We start from the raw sequence: 23222 nt of genomic DNA on the forward strand, positions 1-23222 counted from the left end.
ATTCGGCGAGAGATATCGTAAAGGGCAAGCTTTTGGATTGAAATTAATAAAAGAAGGAGCCGCATGAAATCATGCTCGCTCCTTCTTTTATTATTCTATGGGTTCGGTACGATGAAGGAAACCGTCGTTCCTTCACCAGGTTTACTTTGAATCGTTAAGCCTTGTCCATACATTTTTTTGAGCCGTCGATCGGTATTCGTTAATCCCACACCAGAGGTCCCCGCTTTCTTATTACGATCTAATAGGGAAGACAGCTTGGTCTCATCCATACCCACTCCGTTATCATGTATGATGAATTTGATGTAATCCGCTTCTTTCGTAGCAGATAGAGTTAGCTTTCCTCCACGGGTACGGTTCAATATTCCGTGCCGGATGGCATTTTCTACGATAGGTTGGATCGTAAGTGGAGGAAGTTTAGCCTCCAACGGATCAGGCAGATTCCACTCTATTTCCAATCGCTCTCCAAATCGTTCCTTTTCGATATACAAGTAAGCTCGCAGTAAATCAAGTTCATGGGACAGAGGAACCTGGCGCTCCAAGTTCCTTGAATTAAAGCTTCCCTTTAAGTAATCACCGAAGGCTTCGAGCAGCGTAATCATGCGGTCTGGATCTAATAGACTAAGCGAAGCAATGGAATTGATTGTATTAAACAAAAAGTGAGGCTGAATCTGAGCTTGGAGCCACGCAGCTTCCATACGTAATTGCTCGTCTACAGACTGTTTAAAATGAATTAAAGCGCGAATTCTTGACTGAAGCTCTAACATATCAACCGGTTTTGTTAAATAATCATTAGCACCCGCAAGAAACCCGGTATGAATATCTTCTGGTCTGATTCTAGCCGTCAATAGCAGTATAGGCAGCTCGAAAATGGTAAACTTCTTTCGTATCATTTCAGTCAGGGTATATCCGGACATTTCCGGCATCATCACATCGGTTACGATCAGATCCCACTGTTGTTTATGGTTAATTTGTCTAAGGGCCTCTTCAGCACTATTTACAGCGGTAACCTCATAGTTGTCCAGCTCCAGCAATGATTTTATAACCTTCAGATTGATGGCATCGTCATCCACTACAAGAATAGACCCCTTGATATGATCCACCTTGTATCTATCCTCTGAAGAAACAGCTACTTCCATCGCTGCATCCATCACGTCGGATCCCAGGTGATTGAAATGAGACTCTAATTCTTCAACGTTCTGTACACCCTTAACAGCCGGTACGGCGTCTGTCAGAGGTAAGGAAAATGTGAAGACGGATCCGTGTCCAATCTTAGACGTCAGCTCCAGTGTTCCTCCATGAAGTTCTACTAAATTTTTGCTTATGCTGAGTCCCAGACCCAAGCCGCTCCCTGGAGAAGTTATGCTGGAATCCGCCTGTTCATACGGGGAGAATATGCGCTGCTGCAGTTCTTCGTCAATTCCAATACCCGTATCTATAATATGAACATAAACAGCATCATTTAGCGTCTCCGCACGAAGCGAAACACGGCCTTCCTTGGTATATTTCAATGCATTGTGCACTAAGTTGAACATAATTTGGGTAAGTCGGTTTTCGTCAGCTGCTACGTTAGGTAATGTATCAGGAATCTCGTTGTGCAGCTGCACGTTCTTATCTACCGTCATATAGTTCAGCATATGGACAACTCCCTTGGCCACTGCTGGTAAAGAGACACTTGTTGGTTCTAGCGTAATACGGCTATCCTTCAGTAGGGTAATATCAATCAAGTCATCGAGCAGATGTGACATGCGTTGTCCAACTTTGGTAATCAACATCAAATCTTCTTGATCAGGTGTATCTAGCTTATTGCTCTTCCGAATAATGATGGATTGGGCCATATTAATGATCGCATGAAGTGGATTCCGAAGCTCATGTGACGTATTCGCGAGAAATTCATCTTTTTGTTTGTCCACTTTCTTGAGCGCTTCCGCTTGTTTCTCGGCACGTATTGCTGTTTTGGTGAAGCGTACAAACCAAAAGGATGCAAACACAACAAAGGCTACAATCAGGTCAATCGGGTAATACGGCAGGTCTTTATTAAACCATGACTTGAACAATCCACTGAATGCTATATTAAATGATACGGCAATGCCCGCAAGTAATATTGAAGTGGCAGCTTCTTGACCACTCCTCACAGCCTGCCTTGAAATAATCGGTACGAGTAAGATGGCTATGACCATGAAAATTCCTAGAATCTTAGAGGTATAATCCAGCCAACTGATCGGAAAGAAAAGTGTAATGGATACATAGGTGTAAAAGAAAATAGAGAAAATAAAAATCAGTTTCTTAAAACTATGTACGCCAAGCAGGTGCTTTGTACATAACACTAGACAATAACAAAGGGCGGAGTATCCAATAATCCTCATACGTACTGCCCATTCGAAGTTGATTGGTAACCATTGAAGCAGCATTTTATCATCGTCTATTAACGTAACAAGCAAGGCAAACAAAATAATTCCGGCAAAATAAAGAAGCTCTTTCTGTCGGTGCCCTACGAAAAGAAGAATAACGATATATAACATATGAAGCAGCAAAATAATTCCGACGAGCAGCTGCATATTTTCGCTAAAATGTATTTCATTCAGGACAGCAGATGGAGTACCAAATTTAATGGATTGAATAATGCCACCTTTATTATGGTAGTGAAAATTACTGACATGAATGACGATATCCATGGTGGACTGCTCCACGGTAAAGTTACCTGTATAGGGTACAACCTTAGAGATCGTTCCAACCGGGTTGTCATCAGGATGGCCTGATTCGTATAGAAGGCTTCCATTAACATATAAGCGATAAGCAGTCTTGATTTCAGGAATATGAATGCCATAAGACGCATTAGATGTAGGCAAAAGTACACGAAGTCGATAAGTTCCGAAATTGGATTCTGGGCTCGTATCATTAAAAGTACCGGGAACCTCTGTCAAATGAGCAGAATGTAATGTATCACGAAAGGATGTGCTTGGCTGAATGAAGGTACCCGGAGTAAAGTTCCATTCCCCGTTAAGTGTGATCGTCTGTTGATCCGTAAATTTCAAGTTGGACAAATCAAGTTCTCCCTGGGCTGCATGTGGCTGATTAGGAGGGGAGAACTCCGTATACCATAAAAATCTTACTCCAATTAAAGCTGCTAAGTATATGAGGATGAGCCAAGCCATCCTGTGTTTGGATATGGTTTTATTAATAGGTGTGAATGATGGCAACATGAACAATCCTTTATCATACGTTATAGTGGGCTTGTAAAAAAGCTTCTGTTATACATCTAAAATGCGGATTAAGAGGGCAGTTGTTTCTCTTGCCACTCCTTAAACCATAGTTGAATATCGTTTCCTGGGAGGATATCGTATTCTTCTTTTAGTCGTGTCGTGAGTTCTTGATAACACTCCATCGTTTTCTGTGGCTCGTTCAATTTGTCATACAGCTTCATTAAGGCAAACGAAGACTTATCCTCTATTGAATAGAGGCGGTGAATTTGTAAGTATGTAGTCAACGCATCGCCAAATCTCTGCTGATCCTCATACCAACTGCCGACACTTAGAGCTGTGTTTAGCCATAATTGTTTAAGCCTATGCCTTTCTGCCTCTGCCCACCAATAATCGTATTCCTGCAAATATTCACCCGTATAGCTGTTAATCTTCTCCAAATGAAGCTCCAGGTTATCCTCTGAGATATCGATGGTCTGCATAGAATCTTCCCAAGATGCTACGTCCAAAATGATATGGTTCAGCTCTAGTAAATATCCTTCATTTGCACTCTTAATCTGAAATCTCTTTCCATACGCAGTAAGCGTTTTGCGAATATGATAAATGGTTGTATATAACTGTGAGTAGGCCTTGTTCACATCTGTATTGCTCCATAATAAGTCAACGATAAACGATTTACGAACAAGCTGTCCCCTATGCTGAAGCAGATACAGGAAAAGTTCCTGCGCTCGGAAGGTTCTCCATTGCATCAACGTAAATTGTCCAGGCGATTGTGGCTCCTCAATCATGACTTGTTTGAACATGGTCATCCTGAGGGGTTGATGGGGATCAGGGTTATCCAATCTGGCGGTACTCTTACCCAATATCCGATTCATTGTTTTGGACAACCGATCAAAGCGAACCGGCTTAACAATGTAATCTATGGCGTTTAATTCGAAAGCGTCCACAGCGTATTCTTGATAGGCTGTAACAAATACCACCATCAGGTCAGGGTCATACTCCAACAAGCGTTCCGCCAGTTCAATACCATTGATCTCAGGTAACTCTATATCAATAAAGGCGATATCCACTTTGGCATGTTTAACGATATCCAAGGCATCGTATGGGTTTGTAAATTTACCGATAATATCAAGGCTGAAGTTTTCCATCTTCAGTAGTTGAAGCTCCAAATAAGACAACGCTAAAACTTCATCGTCAATAAGAATAGCTTTCATGTAAAAATATACTCCTTATTAGCGTTTATTTAGTTATATCGATTTTAACATGGATGTTGAAAAATGGAATAAAAACTCGAATGATGTAGCAAAGCTAGTCGTATTTCTTGAGTGTCTTGCTTATGAATCGTTATTAGCAGCTTGAAAGTGAACCGGCGAGGAATGTTCAATCTCTCTTGAATGAATAACGGAATGATCTCCAACGGCAAAAAAATTGATGATATCCTGCAAACGTTCGCTTAATTTGGTTTCCCTTGTGACTGGCGGAACTGCATCCTCCATTTTGTATAAAGCAACCGTCGGTTTTGTCCATTGTTTTTGTCAAGCTGTCGAGACTACAATGTTATTGATAATGATTATCATAAATACGGATGTTACATAAGCCGGCTGGAGGAGGACATCAATTGACGGAGCAGCTTGAATTATACGATGTGACAATTATTGGCGGTGGTCCTGCGGGAATGTATACTGCTTTTTATAGTGGAATGCGTGATTTAAAGACAAAGCTAATCGAAGCGAAAGACGAGCTGGGCGGGCGGATGCTTATTTATCCCGAGAAGATGATATGGGATGTTGGAGGGGTTACGCCGATCCTATGCGAGAAATTAATCGCCCAATTGGCGGAGCAGGCGAAGACGTTCGACCCGACCCTTGTATTCGGCCAGCACATTGTCGGATTGGAGAAACAAGCGGATTCAACGTACATCCTGGAGGCGGCAACGGGGGAGAAGCACTGGACACGTACGGTCATTCTGGCCATTGGCCGCGGCATTCTGCGAATGGCGAAGCTGGAGCTGGAAGGGGCTGAGCGCTATGAGGTATCCAATCTGCACTATACGGTGCAGGAACTGGAGCCTTTTAGAGGAAAACGGGTCCTTATTTCGGGAGGGGGAAATTCTGCTGTCGATTGGGCGAATGAGCTGGTTTCCATCGCTGCCCAGGTCACTGTCGTGCATAGACGCGACCACTTCGGTGGGCATGAAAAAAACGTCGTTCGAATGAAGGAGTCTTCTGCCGATGTGCTTACGCCATATGAAGTCACGCAGTTATACAGCGGCAACGGAAAGTCGATTGAACGGGTGACCATTAACCATATCGAATCAGGGGATTCACGCGAGCTAGAAGTAGATGAGGTTATCGTCAACCACGGACTGAAGTCCGATTTTACAGGGATCAAGGATTGGGGACTGGATATGGACGACTGGAACATATTTGTCAGCCCGAAACTGGAGACGAACTTGCCGGGTATCTTCGGGGCTGGGGACTTCGCCAATTACGAAAGCAAGCTCAACCTGATTGCAGGGGCATTCACGGATGCCGCCTTAGCACTTAACAGCGCCAAACTATATATCGATCCCGAGGCGCCGAGAATGGCTTATGTATCGTCACATAACGAGAGGTTCAAGGAACGGAACAAAGCGCTTGGCGTATCCAGTGAATAGCAGGGTCTGCTATCAGTAGACGGACAGTTACCTTCATAGCCGTTGTGAAACTGTAGATCCTGAGCAGTGGAGGAAGTTGGTTCGAATATTAATACGGTTCAATTGATGGTAAATAAGCCGCTGATCAGCGGCTTTTTTCTTTTTAATAGATGTCTGCTATTGATTTTGTCATATACTGTTTGATACTTTTATTCAGAAATGTTGTTGCCACCTAAGCTACTTGTTATTAATCAAAAAGATAATAGATGGATCACTGCATCATATGGAGGGGCATTAGAAATATGAAAATCCTAGTATTGGGTGCAACAGGACGAGTCGGCAGTCAGATCACTGCCTATGCACTTAAGGATCAGCATCATGTAACTGTATTGGTTCGTCATCCTGAAAAATGCCAGGTAAATGATGAACATTTCACAATCATTCAAGGCAATGTGTTGAACCAGGAGGATATTATGCGTGCTATTCGTGGTGCTGATGTCGTTATTAGTGCACTGAACACAGATGGAACCCATACACTATCCGAAAGTATGCCGTTAATCATTGAAGCAATGCGTGAAGAAGGGATAAAACGAATCATTACTGTAGGGACAGCAGGTATTCTGCAAAGCAGGCTTTTTCCGAGTATTCTACGATATCAATCCAGTGAATCGAGGCGTAAATCCACCCGCGCTGCCGAGGAGCATCACCGTGTGTACTCGCTGCTTCAAGAATCACCATTGGAATGGACGATCGTATGTCCTACGTATTTGCCGGATGGAGAACATTTAGGCGTATACCGTGTAGAGCGTGATGTTCTGCCTGAAGGCGGCACGGAGATATCCGTGAGTGATACAGCAGAATTTACCTACAAGCAAGTTAAAGATGACTCTTATATCAAGACACGGGTAGGCATTTGTTATTAACGATTATAGATGAGAGTAATATGGGATGCTTCCGATATTCGGTCGGGGAGCATCCCATTATTTTTTAACAACATTTGCTCAATCAAGTTTAAGAATATAATCCATCAACTACCGACTTTCGTTAATTGTATAAAAGGGGGAGCGGCTTTAGATTAAACGTATAACACAAAGGAGGATCTCGATATGAGTACAAAAGATTCATCAGCCGTTTCTAATCAGGTGCGGGTATGGGAGGAACAGGTTGAAATTCCCACTTACGGAACGGGCAAACCTGACAAGAATCCCATGTTTCTGGAGAAGCGCGTGTACCAGGGGAGTTCCGGACGAGTCTACCCGTATCCAGTCATCGATAAAATCCTGGATGAAAAAGAATCCAAATCCTACTGCATGGCCATTCTTGAAAACGAATACATTCGCGTCGAAATGTTGCCCGAAATCGGCGGACGGATCTACCGCGCATTAGATAAAACAAACAACTATGATTTCGTCTATTACAATCGTGTTATCAAACCTGCTCTCGTTGGGCTTGCTGGCCCATGGATCTCAGGAGGTATCGAATTTAACTGGCCGCAGCATCATCGACCGAATACGTTTGGACCTGTACAGCACACGGCGACGGAGAATGAGGACGGCAGCGCAACCGTATGGGTTAGTGAGATTGATCGCATGTATGGCACAAAAGTAACTACCGGTTTCACATTGCATCCAGGTAAGGCCTATATCGAAATTAAGGCGCAAATGTATAACCGGACCTCCGAGCCGCAAACGTTTTTGTGGTGGGCCAACCCGGCCGTGGCAGTCAATGATCATACACAGACCGTATTTCCACCTGATGTCACAGCAGTCTTTGATCACGGAAAAAGGGATGTATCCAAATTCCCGATTGCTACCGGGACTTATTACAAAATGGATTATTCCGAAGGCGTGGATATCTCCAGGTATAAAAATATCCCGGTCCCGACCTCTTATATGGCATATAAATCGGCCTACAACTTTGTAGGCGGTTACGACCATAGCGTGCAAGCAGGATTGCTGCATGTAGCCAATCATCATATCTCCCCAGGCAAGAAGCAGTGGACGTGGGGGAACGGGGAGTTCGGCCAAGCCTGGGACCGAAGCCTGACGGATGAAGATGGACCTTACATCGAGTTGATGACCGGCGTATTTACCGACAACCAGCCTGACTTTACTTGGCTCCAGCCGTACGAAGAAAAGTCGTTTACCCAATATTTCATGCCGTACAAAAACATTGGAGTCGTCAAAAATGCTTCCGTGGACGCGGCAGTGAATTTAGAAGTGGATGAACAGCTCCGAGTGGCGACGGTTATGGCTTATGCTACATCGGTCTTTGAAGGAGCAACCATAACATTGAAGGGACGTAAGCGTACGTATGTCAATGATGTTGCCACCCTTTCTCCAGAATCAACTTATAAAACGATCATTACGTTGGACGATGAAGATCAACCGCATGACTTGCTTGTCGCGGTTCGAGATGCCAAGCAAAATCTGCTCATCAGCTACAAGCCAGCGAAACCATCCATTGAACAGATTCCGGATGCCGCCAAACCGCTTCCTCTCCCAGAAGAACTGAAGAGTACAGAACAGTTGTATCTTGCCGGTCTTCATTTGGAGCAGTACAGGCACGCTACGTTTGAACCGGAAAGCTATTACCAAGAAGGATTGAGAAGAGATGCTTCTGACATTCGTCTCAATATCGCTTATGGAACATTGCTGCTTCGAAGAGGGTATTTGGAGAAAGCGGAGTCGCACTTCCGTAAGGCAATTGAGTCATTGACCTGGCGAAATCCCAATCCATATGACAGTGAAGCTTACTATCAACTTGGCTTGACGCTCCGGCTCCAGGAACGAAATGAAGAGGCTTTCAAAGCCTTTTATAAGGCAGTATGGTCTGCATCATATCAGGATAGCGGCTACTACGCATTAAGCCAGATTACTTCCGAGCAGGGGGCGTTTATCGAAGCTCTGGATCTGGTAGAACGTGCATTGATTCGCAATACAAGAAACTACAAATCAAGGCTCGTAAAAACGGCGCTGCTTCGCAAGTTGGGTCGTAATGAGGAAGCTATTGCGTTTGCAGACGAAACGCTGACAATGGACATTGCGGATTTTGGTGCCCGATATGAGAAATTCATGAATCTCGAAACCATCGGGAAAAACGAAGATGCTCATCTGGTGAAATCGGAACTCCGCCGGTTGTTGAGAGATGACGCGCATAATTACTTGAACCTGGCTTGGGATTATGCGGGAAGTGGTTTCTATGAGGAAGCTTCGCGTCTACTAGAAGAAGTTTCATCTCATCAGGATGGATTGGCGTATCCTATGGCTCATTACACACTTGCCTATGTCTATGACAAGATGGGACTCATTGAGAAAGCAGAACATGAACGTCACCTTGGAGGCACTGCTGCCCCGGATTACTGTTTCCCGAACAGCCTGTTTGATCTAAGTGTATTGCTTCATACAATCCATAAAAATCCATCGGACAGTAAGGCCCATTATTATTTAGGAAACCTCTATTACGATAAAAAACGAGCGGACGAGGCCATAAAGCACTGGGAGATTTCCATTGGCCTTGAACATCAATTCGCCACGGCTCATCGCAATCTTGCGCTGGCCTATTATAACAAGCGCCATGATGCAAAGGCTTCATTGCATTCGCTTCATCAGGCGTTTGCATGTGACAAGGATGATGCCCGGGTTTTTTACGAGCTCGATCAGTTGTTTAAAAAAACGGGCGTCTCTGCACAGGAACGTTTAACGAAGCTTCAGAAACATATGCACCTGGTCGAGCAACGCGACGATCTTTATCTGGAATATATTACACTGCTGAACACGCTAGGCAAGCATGATGAAGCACTGTCTTTATTATTAAGTCGCCGCTTTCATCCTTGGGAAGGCGGAGAGGGAAAAGCAACGGGACAATATACACTAGCTCTCGTTGAGCTTGCCAAGCAGGAGAATGCACGTCAATCCTATCAAGAAGCCATTTTGCTGCTTCAACGGGCGCTTCAATATCCGGAGAATCTGGGTGAGGGCAAGCTTGAAGGCGCACAAGAGAACAATATTCACTATGAGCTGGGCATGGCCTATCAGGGACTTGGACAACATGAAAAATCCGTCTATCATTGGAAACTCGCTTCAGAGGGGTTGGAGGAACCAGCGAGTGCAATGTATTACAATGATCAGCCACCGGAGATGATATTCTATCAAGGCCTTGCAAGGAATCAATTGAACCATTCGAAGGAAGCGAAGCGCCGATTTAACAAGCTGATCGACTACGCAGAACGACATCTGTTTGATGATGTGAAAATCGACTATTTTGCTGTCTCCTTACCCGATTTTCTGGTATTTGAGGATGATCTGAATAAGCGGAATCAAACCCACTGCTTGTTTATGCTTGGCCTTGGATTACTGGGTCTTGGGAACAAAGAAGAGGCCAAAAACCGATTTAATGAAGCGTTACAGCTGGAGCCTAACCACCAGGGAGCTCGAATTCACTTGGAATTATGTTAAGCATATAGGGATAAAACTCATGGGCAGCAGAGTTAACCTCAAGGAAATCCGGGACAATCCGTTCCGGATTTTACTTGTTTCCAGGAAACTTGGAGTGATTGTGGTTGTGAATTCATTTACTTACTGTGTGTAAATCTGGTTCATATCTGGTATAATAAAAATAATAATCAGGAAATACAATGAAAATATAGGTAAAATATAAAAAAAGATGAAGAGGATAGGTGGAACGGCCCATGGCGAAAATAGATCGTCATACTTTTCAGACCAGAACCAGACATATGTCTGCCGACCTGAAGCAAAAAATTAACTCCGGCTCTTACAGCCCGGGAGAATTTCTGCCTTCTGAGTTGGCACTAACAGAACAGTACAATTTAAGTAAAAATTCCGTGAGATACGTACTGGATGAGCTTGTACAGGAGGGATTGATCGTTAAAATCCCCAGGGTGGGCACGCAGGTGGCAAAGCCAGCTTCGAGGGAAACCATTCGTTTTGGTGTATATCCCTCACTTTATAAAGAAGCAGGGATGGAGGAACTCATTAAGCGATTCCACGAGAAACACCCACATATTCATGTGGAGACCATTGAGCTTCCTTATATGAATTCAGACAGTATCGCCAATCTGGTCAAATTAGGGATTGTCGATGCGTTAACCATCAACTTACAGGATATGTACCAATTCCAAGAAAAAAAGTACCTTGATTTGTTGGTCGACCAGGATCGAGACGATACAATATATCCTTTTCTTACAACTTATTTTGAGAAGGAATCGGGTGTTTTGGCAGCACAGCCTTTCATCTATTCACCTGTTATTCTGTGTTACAACAAGGAGCATCTGAGAGAGAAGAGACTGGGGGAACCCAATAGCAGCTGGAGCTGGGATGAACTGGCGGCGCTGCTCAGAGAACTTAAGGCGCCTCATCGCTACAGTATCGCTTTTCAGTTATTTTCCATGAACCGGTGGCCAATTTTTTGGATGCAAAACGAGGACGATCTATCTTCGACGGGTTCCAGTCCAGCTCAGAACGGAACTAGCTTTCCTACAGAAGGATTAAGATGGCTGAGGGATCTTGTTACGGAGGAAGGCATATTTCCGCTTGCCTTGGCCCAAGGTGAATTTGAAGCCGAGAAGTTGTTTAAGGAGCAGAAGATATCCGTCATGCTAACCACATATTACATGCTGAATGAGCTTAAAAATGCGGACTTTTCCTTTGATATTGCACAGTTACCACATTTTAAGAATGATAGGACACTTCTTCTGTCAACGGCCATTGCTCTCAGTGCAGAATCGAGCCAAAAGGACACGGCAGCCTGTTTTGTGAATTATCTTAATTCAGATGAGGCACAGACCTATATTAGGCAGCAGACCTACAGTCTACCTGCAAGCAGATATATAACCGAAACATGTTCAGTGGAGCTTAAAAACAAACCGTCCAGGTTGGAGCTTCATCGAGACTATAGCTCGAAATACATGACGTATCGGGATCTGTCGATTTCCATGCAGACTCAGATTCGTTTCGGAGAAAGCCTGAAGCAGTACATGTCTTATTTAATGGATGAAGAGGGACTCGCTGAAGTGTTGCTTCCGTCTAAAAGTCTCAAGTTATAAATACGAATAGAAGCTTTAAAAAGGCACTGCCATCAGGTAGTGCCTTTTTTGTTTTATATGAACTACAAAAGAACCAGTTGACAGAAAACGTGCCGTATGCTAATTTCTTATTGAAAATAAGAACCACATATGATCCAACTATGAAAGTTTACAGGGAGAGGTGACCGTATTCGGATGAAGACCGTGGCTGAATTGGAAGCAAAGCTTTCGGAGGCATCAGATCGGCTAATCAAAGACTTACATAAAGTGGATGGGGATCTTCTTATCTTGGGCGCAGGCGGGAAGATGGGCCCAAGTCTTGCGAGATTGGCCGCACAAGCCATCAGAGCGGGAGGAATGAACAAGAAGGTGACTGCTGTATCCCGGTTTCAGGATCAGGAGGTGAAGAACGATCTTGAAAGCGCTGGAGTTAAGACCATTTCCTGCAATCTTTTAGACGATCAAGAGTTCATGCAGCTGCCTGCAGCGGACAACATCATATATATGGCTGGCAACAAGTTTGGTACAACGGGCAGAGAGTATTATACATGGGCAATGAATACGTATTTGCCTGGAAGAGTGGCAGAAAAGTATAAAGATTCGCGTATCGTCGTTTTTTCTTCCGGGAACGTGTATCCCTTTTCCCAGGTCGCTCTCGGCGGAGTAGATGAATCTGTACCCCCTGAACCTCTCGGGGAATATGCACAATCCACTCTGGGGAGAGAGCGAATGTTTGAATACTTCTCTCATAAGTATGGCACGCCGATGCTGCTGTACCGCTTGAACTATGCCATTGATTTACGCTATGGGGTGCTGCTCGAAATTGCCCAAAAGGTCCATGAAGGCAAGTCAGTATCCCTTACGATGGGGCATGCCAATGTGATATGGCAGGGAGATGCCAATGAGATTGCCTTAAGGAGCCTGCTTAAGTGCCAAAGTCCTCCCGAAATTTTGAATGTGACCGGACCTGAAACCATGTCCGTTCGCTGGGCAGCACAGCAGTTTGCCAAAAGGTTTGGTCTTACCGCATCGTTTGAGGGAAGCGAATCCGAAACGGCTCTGCTCAGCAATGCAGCTAAGGCGTTTCGCGAATTCGGTTATCCGAGAGTAGGCTTGCTGGAAATGATTGATTTCATTGCCGAATGGGTTGAATCCGGCGGACCTACGTGGAACAAACCAACCCACTTTTCGGAGAGGAAGGGGAGGTTCTGAATGCACAAAAAACAAGCTTCACTTACACCGGAACTGGCAGCTGCATTCCATGAAGGTTTGGTTATCCCCGCTCATCCGCTTGCTTTAAATGAACGCAGAGAGCTGGATGAAGTCTATCAGCGGGTGCTGACAAAATACTATATCGCATCAGGAGCTGGCGGAATTGCAGTTGGTGTGCATTCCACCCAATTTGAGATTCGGGATCCCAAGGTTAACCTCTATGAACGGGTACTTCGCCTGGCCGCAGAGGAAACGGAGCAAGCTCGCCTGCAAAGGCCCTTCATCAAGGTGGCGGGCGTTTGCGGGGATAGTGAACAGGCGAAGGAAGAAGCCCGGATTAGTAAAGCCCTCGGATATGATGCGGTGCTGCTGAGTATGGGTGGACTCCATGATTGGAGTGAGCAAGACCTGCTTCGGCATACGGAAAAGATAGCTGAAATGATGCCGGTCATCGGATTTTATCTTCAGCCTTCTGTCGGTGGCCGCTGGCTGAGCTTCGATTTTTGGCAGGCTTTTGCTGAAATTGACAATGTCATCGCCATCAAAATAGCTCCTTTTAACCGCTATCAAACGATTGATGTTGTCCGAGCGGTTTGCTGCTCAAGCCGCCGCAATGAAATTGCATTGTACACAGGGAACGATGACAACATCCTGATGGATCTACTTACCACTTTTCGGTTCGTAACGGAAGAAGGTCCCATGGAAAAAGAAATCGTTGGCGGCCTGCTGGGTCACTTCGCTGTCTGGACACATCAAGCGGTCCAGCTGCTGGAAGAAGTGAAACGTCTCCGCAAGCCCAAGGGATCACCGTTGTCACGGGACTTGCTCACGCGAAACGTGGAGATTACAGATGCCAATGCTGCTTTTTTTGATCCTGCCCATCAGTTTGCTGGCTGTATACCGGGGATACACGAGGTTCTTCGAAGGCAGGGTCTCATGAGAGGGATTTGGTGCTTGAATCCGCAGGAGACCTTATCCAACGGGCAAAAAGAGGAAATCGATCGTGTATACCGCCAGTATCCTCACCTGAATGATGATGATTTTGTGAAGAAGCATCTGGATGAGTGGCTCAGGGTTGCTTCGCTTTCCCAGACATGAATATCGGAATCATTGGACTTGACAGCTCTCATGCCCTGGCATTCACCCGTATTCTTCACGAAAGTTGGGAGACTCTTTTTGCAGATGTGACTGTGACGGCTGCATATGCGGGCGGATCTCCGGATTTTCCACTCAGTATCACCCGTGTTAACACGTTTGCCGGTCGGATGACGAAAGAATACGGAGTGAGACTGATGCCCACGATGCAGCAAGTTGCAGAAAACACCGATGCCATCCTTATCTTGAGTACCGACGGAAGGATACATCTGAATCAGTTCAAGGCGATCTGTTCTTACCGGAAACCCGTGTTTATCGATAAACCTTTTGCTTTGTCTTCAGCAGACGCAGGTGAAATCATCCGACTCGCAGAAGAGTTTCAAATCCCGTTAATGAGTGCTTCAAGCTTGCGTTATGCCGAAGCCCTGCCTGAATGCACAAGAGGAGACATCTTGGGGGCGGACGTGTTCGGACCAATGCATGTCGAATCAACGCAGGGTCATTATTTTTGGTACGGCATCCATTCGGCAGAACTACTCTTTCAAATCATGGGCCCTGGATGCAGGGAAGTGACCGCCTTCTCTACCGATCATGGCGATCTCATTACTGGAACCTGGAAAGAGGGGAGGATGGGAACGATCCGCGGAATTCGAAATGGCCCAGAGAACTTTGGAATAACGCTACACACCAGAAACGCTAACCAGCATATCCCGCTTGAACCGAGCTACAAAGAGCTCCTGAAGTCGGTCATGAATTGGCTCAAAAACGGAGTGTGCACCGTGCATCCTTCCGAAACGCTGGAAGTTATCCGGTTTTTGGAGTGCGCAGAGCAAAGTCGTCTACAAAAATGCACCATCCTCATGGAAATGTGATCAAACCTTATACGTGTTGACTCCTTGCTCTAGTGAATCAGATCCACCTATCTGAAGGAGGAATGTTTGATGAAGCTGAAAAAGAGGATTTCCATACTACTTGCGATCACACTGTTGACCTCAATCCTTGCCGCATGCAGCAGTGGTACAGACAAAGGCGGTTCGACTGCCCTACCGCCCCAGGAACCCGGACAGTACGGTGATACAGGGGGTCTCACTTTGCCTCTTGTTGATGAGCCGACGACCATCACGTACATGCTGCCAAGCAATGCAAAAGACCTTGGCCCGAGCAAACTGGTTGTCCAGGAGATTGAAAAACGGACCGGTATTAAAGTTAACTTCCAAACGTATTCCCCACAAACCTACCAGGATAAATTAAAAGTCATTGTGGCATCCGGTAAGCTGCCGGACATTTTTACAGGGCTAAAACCGGCCGAACTCAAGAAAATCGGCAAACAAAACGGTGTGGTTGCCATCAATGAATACGCGGATCAGCTCCCTAACTTCAAAAAGCTATATATGGAAGAAAACGACTGGGTCATCAAGTCTTTCGGCGATGAAGCCGGCAATATATATACCTGGCCTATTTACAATCTCAATCGCAAAGTCAATCACGGATTCATGTTCAGGAAGGATATCTTTGATGAGCTTGGTATCAAGGAATGGACGAACACGAACGAGTTTTATGAAGCTCTGAAAAAAGTAAAAGAAGCTTATCCCGATTCTTACCCCTATGCATCCAAGAGCTTGGCTAATATCTTCAGAGATTGGGCCTTCGGCTGGGGACTCGGCAATACGGATCAGTACCCTGCCTATTACGATGAAAAAGACGGTACATGGAAGTACGCCGCAGTACAGCAAGAGCATAAGGACATGCTTGATTTCATGAAGAAACTGTACAATGAAAAACTGCTTGATCCAGAATTTTTGACAGATACTCAGGATTCCTGGACGACCAAGATGACGACAGACAAATCGTTTGTCACGTTTGACTGGATTGGACGCCTGGATCTCTTTTATAACCAGATCAAAGAGCAAAATCCAGACTATGACCTCAGATATGCCAATCCCGTGGGACCGACCGGCAATATCAGAACACTGCCTGAGGTTTCAGATTTCAGCGTTGCCGTTGCCAAAAACAAAAATACAGAAACCTCGCTTAAACTGCTCGATTATCTGACCAGTCCATCCGGGAGCGAGTTAATGACGATCGGAGTGGAAACGGTGAACTTCGAATGGGGCGAGGACGGATATCCGGTGTACCCGGAATTAAAGGATCTTCCCCTTGTGGATATAACCGTGCTCGAGGATCGTTATGCCATGTGGCTCGAAGGAGCTTACCTAAGACCGGACCATCGAAGCATCTATTATCGTTTCTCGGAGAAAGAGCAGGAGGCGCAGGATAAAATCGTGAATGAGGAGCGTTTCGAGCCCCTTGATCCGATCCTTAATTTTACGGACGAGGAAACCTCCAAGATTGCCGAGCTGCAGACATCACTGCAAAAATCAGCTGAAGAATTCAACTCCAAATATATTCTTGACGCCGGCTACGGAGATGGCGAGTGGGAGAATTTCAGAGGCCAGATCAGCAAAGGCGGTGTGGAGGAGCTGATGGCAATCTATAATGAAGCTCAAAAAAGATATGACGAATCCAAATAAATGAGCTTAAGACATGATTGAACTGGAGGAGGCGATGCTTGGAACGTTTCCTCCTTAGGGAAAAAGGTATTGGAGGCGATAATCTTATGGCAGACATCGGCACGGAACATTCGGCAGCTTACCATAAAGAACTGCGAAAGAAGAGCTTCAGAGGTCGGCTTAAACAGACGTGGAATCATATTAAGCGCGACAGGCAGCTGCTTCTGCTGTTTCTTCCTTGCATCCTATTTTATGTCATCTTTCGTTACGGGCCCCTATATGGATTGATTATTGCCTTCAAAGACTACAGTGTGTTTACAGGAGTGCTTGGCAGTGAATGGGTGGGACTGGAGCACTTCATCAAGTTCTTTACGAACCAAGATTTTTGGCTGCTTTTCCGGAACACGCTGCTCTTGGGATTATATACGCTTATTTTCGGTTTTCCCTTTCCCATCCTGCTTGCCCTTCTGCTGAACGAAGTCAGAACCAAATGGTTTAAAAAATCGGTTCAAACCTTCAGTTATTTGCCGGCCTTTTTGTCCGTGGTCATTATCAGCAGCATGATTATCGATTTTCTCTCGCCAAACCATGGTATTTTGAATCAAATGCTGGCTGCACTTGGTTTTGAGAAAAAATACTTTCTCGTAGATCCAGGCTGGTTCCGTCCGATCTATGTCATTTCGGAAATATGGGCGAACGCAGGATATGAATCCATCATTTATCTGGCAGCCATTGCGGGGATCAGTCCTACGCTTTATGAAGCGGCCAAGGTGGACGGTGCCAGTCGTTTCCATACGATCCGCCATATTACGCTTCCTGGATTGTTTCCCACGATGCTTATCATGTTCATCTTGAAAACCGGCTCCATGATTCGCGTCGGTTATGAGAAAGTGCTGCTGCTCTATAATCCGATGACCTATGACGTTGCAGACGTATTTTCAACGTATGTATACCGCAAAGGACTGCTTGAATCCAATTACAGTTATGCAGCCGCAGTAGGACTATTCGAAGCGCTCGTTGCAATGGTGATGCTGCTGTCCGCCAATGCGATCAGCAAACGGCTGGGAGGTAATGGCTTATGGTAGGTGAGCGCAAAATATCTGTTTTTGGTGTCTTGAATTCGCTGATCCTCTGTCTTGTTGCTGTAGCGACACTCTATCCCATTGTGTATATTACGGCCGTTTCTTTAAGTGATACAGCAGCGGTCGTTCAAGGTAAGGTGTTTCTTTTTCCGAAAGGGCTGAACCTTGAGGCTTATGTCGAGGTGCTTAAAAATGACACGATTCCAAGAGCCTACCTGAATTCTATTTTTTATACGGCATTCGGTACGTTTGTGAATTTACTCTTTACGGCTGTAGCTGCATATCCTTTGTCGCAAAAAGGATTTTTCGGACGAAAGTTTTTTATGATGGCCATTGTCCTCACCATGTTTTTGAATCCCGGTATTATTCCCACTTATGTGGTCGTGCAGCAGCTGGGGTTAACAGATTCGGTTTGGGCACTCGTACTTCCCAATGCCATCTGGACAATGGAACTGATCATTCTTAAAAGCTTTTACGAAAACATGTCTTCCCAGATACGCGAAGCGGCCCTGATCGACGGAGCTTCCGAATACCGGATTCTGTTCAACATTGTCATTCCCTTATCCAAGCCTGCGCTTGCTTCCATCGGACTTTTTTATTTCATGGGCCACTGGAACAGCTTTTTCCTACCGCTGATTTACTTGAACGATCCGGATAAATATCCTTTGCAGGTCGTGCTGCGGGATATGTTAATCTACAGCGCAGAAAACGACGCGGGACTTGTGGATCGTTCGGCCCTTGCCCCACAGTCTATTAAAAATGCAACCATCGTACTTTCTATGATCCCTGTTTTGCTCATCTATCCGTTTGCTCAGAAGTATTTCGCTAAAGGGGTGATGCTCGGTTCGGAAAAAGGCTAAATTGACTGAAGGAGGAGCCATATCTAATGAAAATCGTTGCTGCGAAGGAAGGAAAGGTCACGATACTGGAAGCGGATATACCCGAACTGAACAAACGACATGTGCAAGTGAGGACCGAATATTCCGGCATTAGTCCTGGTACGGAAATGAGTGCGATTAAAAGATCAGGCGTATCCCCAGTATACCTTGGCTATAGCGCTGTTGGGATTGTGGAAAAAACGGGAAGTGAAGTCAGAGATATTCTACCGGGAGACCGAGTGGCTTGTTATGGTGTGCCTTATGTAAGACATGCAGAAATCATTTCGGTACCGACCAATCTGATAACCAAAGTACCTCAACATGTCAAACCAGAGGAGGCCGCATTTACCGGGCTCGGAGCCATCGCCATACATGCGCTTCGTACGGCTGACGTGAGATTCGGCGACAAGGTGCTTGTCGTTGGACTGGGTATTCTCGGTAATCTTGTGGCCCAAATCGCCACTGCTGGTGCATGTCACACGGCTGCATACGATCTGAGCAAAGCACGGGTTCAGCTGCTTCAGGAGCAGATGGGCATTCAAGCAGGCTTTTCAACTGAAGAGGAAGTGGAGCGTTTTGTGATGAACGAAACGGGAGGTTTAGGATTCGATTCCATCCTCTTATGTGCTGGCGGGCCTGGTGAAGTGCTGATCAACAAGTCACTTGAGTGGCTTCGTGACCGGGGAAAAGTCGTGATCGTTGGTGATTTGTCCATGGAGTTTTCAAGAGATTTGATGTTTCGCAAAGAAGCTCAGGTCCTTATCTCCAGAGCAGGCGGGCCTGGGAGGTACGATCTGCAGTACGAGCAGCACAATCAGGATTATCCCATCGGTTTCGTGCGGTGGACGGAAGGAAGAAATATGGACGAATACGTCAGGTTGCTTGCTGATAAGCGAATTACGGTAAGTCCTGCTATCACGCATATGTTCGCCTTGGATGAAGCATCTGAAGCTTATGAAAATTATCAATCCGATTCGGCTCAAGGGGCACTTGCCACGTTGATCAAGTATTTTTAATGCATGAAGAAGGGGAGATGTGTGATGAAAAAGCCTTTTTCCAACCTGATCACCATGTTCATGAGTTGTTTACTTGTTATTGTGATGTTTCCCGTGCAGTCTGCTCCTGCCCAAGCAGAGGAATCCAAGCTTACTCAAAAAAACTTCAGCGCCCCCGAAGAACTGCTTGTTCCCAACAATTACACGGTAGCTGTCTTTAACGGAACTGTAGGCTATGAGGATGGAAAACCAGTCATGTATGCCACGAGTAAAGGCAAGCCTGGCTTCCTGAATGTGATCGACCTCGAAGAGTACAAACTGCTTCGGACGGTTTCTCTTGGGCCGTCGGAAAGCTCCTGGGCGCATACCGTTGCGCCGAACGGTACGCTTTATGTGGCTGCCGAAGGATCCGGTGCACGATTATGGGAGTATTCGCCAGTCACCCATCAGGCTGTTCAAGTGGCTCAATTTGAAGGACAGTCTGTCTCCAATAGTATCACGACGGATGAACAGGGTAGAGTATACGTGGGGACTTATCCGGGCGGCAAGGTTTGGCAGTATGATCCTGTGACCAAGCAAGTGAGGGATTATGGCCGTGTTATCGGTGCGGTTGATCAGGAGTATGTCCGCTCCATTGCTTACCAGGGGGGATATATTTATGCCGGTACAGCCCATGAACAGATCGTGCGTGTGGATTTGGCTACAGGTGAAAAAACGAATATTGCCGCTTCGCTTACCGTCAAAAACGATACAGTATACGATTTGAGTACGATTGATAACCGTTATTTGTTCGCACGTTATACGGATGGAAGTGGTGTACCGGGTGAGGGTTATATCTACGATACCACAACAGGATCCTGGCTTGATGTGGAGCTTCAGCAGGTAACCGGTCTTCACGCAGCTGACTCTGTGGATGGAAAGCTGTATTATATGTCCGAGAAAAAACTGAAAACCTTTGACCTGGCGACACATCAGGTAGAGGAAACCGGCATGACCTATGAGAGTGGGTTCAGAGGGGCGGATTGGGTAGAGTTTCAGAACAATCCCGAGCTGCCGGGAAAAACGCTCGTTACGGTACGATATGACGGCGGAGTTGCCATGCTCAATATCGATACCCAAAAAGTCATTGTACAGCCGCCGATTATTCCGGGATTGCCGGGAGTCGTCAATCGCCTCCAAAGTGTATCCGATACACAGCTGATAACAACGGGTTCTCAAGCCAGATCTTCGTTAGTTGACTTAGAGACCATGACGACAAAACCTTTCAGCATTGGTCAAGCGGATAGCGTATACCCGATTGGAAACAAAGTCTATATGGGAGTCTACCCGGAAGGTGGCTTGTACGTTTATGATCTGAGTCAAGAACCGGGAAATACGAATCCGCAGCGTCTCGCTGTACTCGGGAACGATCAGGAACGCCTTGTGCATATGTCTGAAGGGGACGGTAAACTGTTTATTTCGACCATCTCTGGATACGGGACGTTGGGAGGATCGCTTACAGTTCATGATACCGCTACAGGTGAAACCAAAGTCCATCGAAACGTGGTTCAGAATCAGAGTGTGCTCAGTACTGCTTATGTAGACGGGAAGATTTTTGGATCTACGACCATTAGGGGAGGACTGGGCTCCACGCCGAGCGAGCAGGAGGCCAAAATTTTTGTGTGGGATGTTCAAAATGAGCAAAAAATTACAGAGTTTACGCTGGATATTCCCGAACTTGTCGATCCTATTTTCATTGGGGACCTGTCTCTCGGGCCGGATGGATTGATCTGGGGAGCATCCTACGAATATATATTTGCGATCGATCCGGACACGTACCAACTTGTAAAATATAAGAAGATTTATCCGAAGCTCTATTACACCCAGTGGCATCATCATCCGATGCGTTGGTCGGAAGACGGACTTTTGTATGTCCTGTTTAACAACAAGCTGACGGTGATTGATCCGGAAACACTGGATTTCAGAACATTAACGGATGCTTCGAGATTTGATCTTGGCATGGATGGGGACCTGTATTTCACAGATCTCGCAACCAATACGGTTCTGTATCGAATCCAAATTGATGGAGAGATTGTGGCCGAACCGCCGGGGCTTCCTTTGCCGGTAAACAATGCCGGGTTGGAGCAGCCAGAAGAGAGCGGAAAGCTGCCGGGCTGGACTTCACTGTTTGCGACAAGTGCGGATGTTTATTTCGAGCGGAGCAGCAATAAGAGTTATGCAGGTGATTATAGCCTGAAAACAACGGATCGTATTCGTACTGCCTCCGTTGCGGTGCAAAGCGATCCAATCCCATTAGTGCCTGGAGAGGAGTACACCGCAAGTACTCAAATATATATTGAGTCAGGCCAGCCTGGTTTCATGTTCCGATTTTATAATGCAGAAGGGCAGAGCTTGTCTACTTTGGAAACACATCTGGATGAATCGCGACTTCACCAATGGCAAAAAGTAACTCTCCGCGGTACGGCACCGGAAGGAACGGCTTATGCCAGACTAATTGCGGTAACCAGCCGCTATAATATCTCCACAGCTTACTATGACGATTTTTCTGTAACGGTTAAAGATAATACGGCTCCCTTGACTGAAGCTACGCTTAATCCGCAGGCAAATGAGCAGGGTTGGCACCATGAAGATGTTTCGATTACGCTAAACTCGGAAGGAGCAAGCTCCATCTTTTTCGAAACTACGGGGGCTGAGGAAATCAATCAGCGTGAGACCGAAGGCGGTACCACTGAGTTTACTGTACGCGAAGAAGGAGTGACGGCCGTAACTTTTTGGTCTGCATCGGCTTATGGTGTGCCCGGGGTGCCCTCTACTACCGAAGTTAAGATTGACAAAACGGCTCCTATCATCGAATTTTCAGGAAAATCCGTCTACGAGCTGGATGAGGAAGTCCGGATCGAATGCTCCGCTCAGGATGCATTATCAGGTGTAGCTAAAAGTGATTGTGATGCTGTGCTTGCAGATCGCCCCGCCTATTTGAATGGTGTTGGGGAGCATTTGGTCCATGCTTCCGCCCATGATATCGCTGGGAACGCTACGAATTCTTCTTTTTCTTATGAGGTGATCCTTACCTATAAAGGTATGGCAGGACTTATCGACAAGTTCCTCGCTAATGATCAAGAGCTGGCTGATAGACTAAAGGAACAATGGACCAAAGTAGAAAGAGCCGATGAATCAGGTAATGAGGGAGGAAAAAAAGGCGCAATCAACGGATTTATCCATCAAGTGCAAGCCAAGATTGGCAAGGGATTAGCTCAAGAAGATGCAGAGGTTTTGATACAGTTCGGGTCACAAATTTAATCTTTATTTGAATGAAGAGCTTTTCTGGGCCTGAATCTCGATCGGGCTTGAATATGTAATACTTAGAATAGTAAATCAGAGGATAGTGAATATGTTAATTGAAAAGGACGTTGTCATAGCGCATGACAGCGTCTTCTTATTGTCCTAAAAATAAGATGAAGTATAGAATTAAGAGTGAGTTAATATAGGAGATCATCCACTACAATGGATAATAATAACAAACAAAGTCGTTTGACTTTCATTTTACTATATCGTATTATTCTAATATAACGATA

14 protein-coding genes are annotated in these 23222 nt (G+C 45.6%); 12 read left to right on the forward strand and 2 right to left on the reverse strand.

Features of this window, described 5'->3' with window-relative positions:
* Nucleotides 1-95 precede the first annotated feature (95 nt).
* Together PIL01S_RS07680 and PIL01S_RS07685 are read right to left on the reverse strand one after the other, a co-directional pair.
* The gene (locus PIL01S_RS07680) at nucleotides 96-3041 is read right to left on the reverse strand and encodes a hybrid sensor histidine kinase/response regulator (RefSeq protein ID WP_246058111.1); all 2946 of its coding nucleotides are present in this window, start codon (nucleotides 3039-3041) and stop codon (nucleotides 96-98) included.
* Nucleotides 3042-3268: 227 nt separating this feature from the next.
* Nucleotides 3269-4411: a response regulator gene (locus tag PIL01S_RS07685; RefSeq protein ID WP_127537006.1), complete on the reverse strand. Its 1143-nt coding sequence runs from the start codon at nucleotides 4409-4411 to the stop codon at nucleotides 3269-3271.
* A gap of 404 nt (nucleotides 4412-4815) precedes the next feature.
* On the opposite strand from PIL01S_RS07685, the gene PIL01S_RS07690 reads away from it, so the two are divergent.
* The 12 genes from PIL01S_RS07690 to PIL01S_RS07745 all read left to right on the forward strand — a co-directional run bounded on the left by PIL01S_RS07690 (nucleotide 4816) and on the right by PIL01S_RS07745 (nucleotide 22947).
* The gene (locus PIL01S_RS07690; RefSeq protein WP_127537007.1) at nucleotides 4816-5853 is read left to right on the forward strand and encodes an NAD(P)/FAD-dependent oxidoreductase; all 1038 of its coding nucleotides are present in this window, start codon (nucleotides 4816-4818) and stop codon (nucleotides 5851-5853) included.
* Nucleotides 5854-6134: 281 nt separating this feature from the next.
* Nucleotides 6135-6755, forward strand: a complete 621-nt coding sequence (locus PIL01S_RS07695) for an NAD(P)-dependent oxidoreductase (protein WP_127537008.1) — start codon at nucleotides 6135-6137, stop codon at nucleotides 6753-6755.
* Between the two features lie 183 nt (nucleotides 6756-6938).
* Nucleotides 6939-10289, forward strand: coding sequence for a DUF5107 domain-containing protein (locus PIL01S_RS07700; RefSeq protein WP_127537009.1), 3351 nt, complete (start codon nucleotides 6939-6941; stop codon nucleotides 10287-10289).
* A 233-nt stretch (nucleotides 10290-10522) separates the two neighbouring features.
* Entirely contained in the window at nucleotides 10523-11896 is a 1374-nt protein-coding gene (locus PIL01S_RS07705) for an extracellular solute-binding protein (RefSeq protein ID WP_127537010.1), read from the forward strand.
* Nucleotides 11897-12070: 174 nt separating this feature from the next.
* Nucleotides 12071-13087: an NAD-dependent epimerase/dehydratase family protein gene (locus PIL01S_RS07710; protein ID WP_127537011.1), complete on the forward strand. Its 1017-nt coding sequence runs from the start codon at nucleotides 12071-12073 to the stop codon at nucleotides 13085-13087.
* Entirely contained in the window at nucleotides 13088-14185 is a 1098-nt protein-coding gene (locus tag PIL01S_RS07715) for a dihydrodipicolinate synthase family protein (protein WP_127537012.1), read from the forward strand.
* Entirely contained in the window at nucleotides 14152-15054 is a 903-nt protein-coding gene (locus PIL01S_RS07720; RefSeq protein WP_246058112.1) for a Gfo/Idh/MocA family oxidoreductase, read from the forward strand. Before PIL01S_RS07715 ends, PIL01S_RS07720 begins: the two co-directional genes overlap by 34 nt.
* A 69-nt stretch (nucleotides 15055-15123) precedes the next feature.
* The gene (locus PIL01S_RS07725; RefSeq protein WP_127537013.1) at nucleotides 15124-16713 is read left to right on the forward strand and encodes an extracellular solute-binding protein; all 1590 of its coding nucleotides are present in this window, start codon (nucleotides 15124-15126) and stop codon (nucleotides 16711-16713) included.
* 86 nt (nucleotides 16714-16799) lie between these two features.
* Entirely contained in the window at nucleotides 16800-17777 is a 978-nt protein-coding gene (locus PIL01S_RS07730; RefSeq protein ID WP_127537014.1) for an ABC transporter permease, read from the forward strand.
* Nucleotides 17771-18634 carry a carbohydrate ABC transporter permease gene (locus PIL01S_RS07735; RefSeq protein WP_127537015.1) on the forward strand — a complete coding sequence of 288 codons (864 nt, stop codon included), beginning with the start codon at nucleotides 17771-17773 and terminating at the stop codon, nucleotides 18632-18634. The genes PIL01S_RS07730 and PIL01S_RS07735 overlap by 7 nt, the downstream gene beginning before the upstream one ends.
* Nucleotides 18635-18660: 26 nt before the next feature.
* Complete coding sequence (locus PIL01S_RS07740; protein WP_127537016.1) at nucleotides 18661-19668, forward strand: zinc-dependent alcohol dehydrogenase; 1008 nt, start codon at nucleotides 18661-18663, stop codon at nucleotides 19666-19668.
* Nucleotides 19669-19692: 24 nt separating this feature from the next.
* Nucleotides 19693-22947, forward strand: a complete 3255-nt coding sequence (locus tag PIL01S_RS07745) for a PQQ-binding-like beta-propeller repeat protein (protein ID WP_246058113.1) — start codon at nucleotides 19693-19695, stop codon at nucleotides 22945-22947.
* The last annotated feature ends 275 nt before the right edge of the window (nucleotides 22948-23222 follow it).

This window comes from Paenibacillus illinoisensis NBRC 15959 (genome assembly GCF_004000925.1).
Classification (GTDB): Bacteria; Bacillota; Bacilli; order Paenibacillales; family Paenibacillaceae; genus Paenibacillus; species Paenibacillus illinoisensis.

Excerpts from the sequence above, each read along its gene's own strand:
- PIL01S_RS07685 (WP_127537006.1), bottom strand. The coding sequence starts at position 4,411 with ATGAAAGCTATTCTTATTGACGATGAAGTTTTAGCGTTGTCTTATTTG.
- PIL01S_RS07695 (WP_127537008.1), top strand. The coding sequence starts at position 6,135 with ATGAAAATCCTAGTATTGGGTGCAACAGGACGAGTCGGCAGTCAGATC.
- PIL01S_RS07700 (WP_127537009.1), top strand. The coding sequence starts at position 6,939 with ATGAGTACAAAAGATTCATCAGCCGTTTCTAATCAGGTGCGGGTATGG.
- PIL01S_RS07705 (WP_127537010.1), top strand. The coding sequence starts at position 10,523 with ATGGCGAAAATAGATCGTCATACTTTTCAGACCAGAACCAGACATATG.
- PIL01S_RS07710 (WP_127537011.1), top strand. The coding sequence starts at position 12,071 with ATGAAGACCGTGGCTGAATTGGAAGCAAAGCTTTCGGAGGCATCAGAT.
- PIL01S_RS07715 (WP_127537012.1), top strand. The coding sequence starts at position 13,088 with ATGCACAAAAAACAAGCTTCACTTACACCGGAACTGGCAGCTGCATTC.
- PIL01S_RS07725 (WP_127537013.1), top strand. The coding sequence starts at position 15,124 with ATGAAGCTGAAAAAGAGGATTTCCATACTACTTGCGATCACACTGTTG.
- PIL01S_RS07730 (WP_127537014.1), top strand. The coding sequence starts at position 16,800 with ATGGCAGACATCGGCACGGAACATTCGGCAGCTTACCATAAAGAACTG.
- PIL01S_RS07735 (WP_127537015.1), top strand. The coding sequence starts at position 17,771 with ATGGTAGGTGAGCGCAAAATATCTGTTTTTGGTGTCTTGAATTCGCTG.
- PIL01S_RS07740 (WP_127537016.1), top strand. The coding sequence starts at position 18,661 with ATGAAAATCGTTGCTGCGAAGGAAGGAAAGGTCACGATACTGGAAGCG.
- PIL01S_RS07745 (WP_246058113.1), top strand. The coding sequence starts at position 19,693 with ATGAAAAAGCCTTTTTCCAACCTGATCACCATGTTCATGAGTTGTTTA.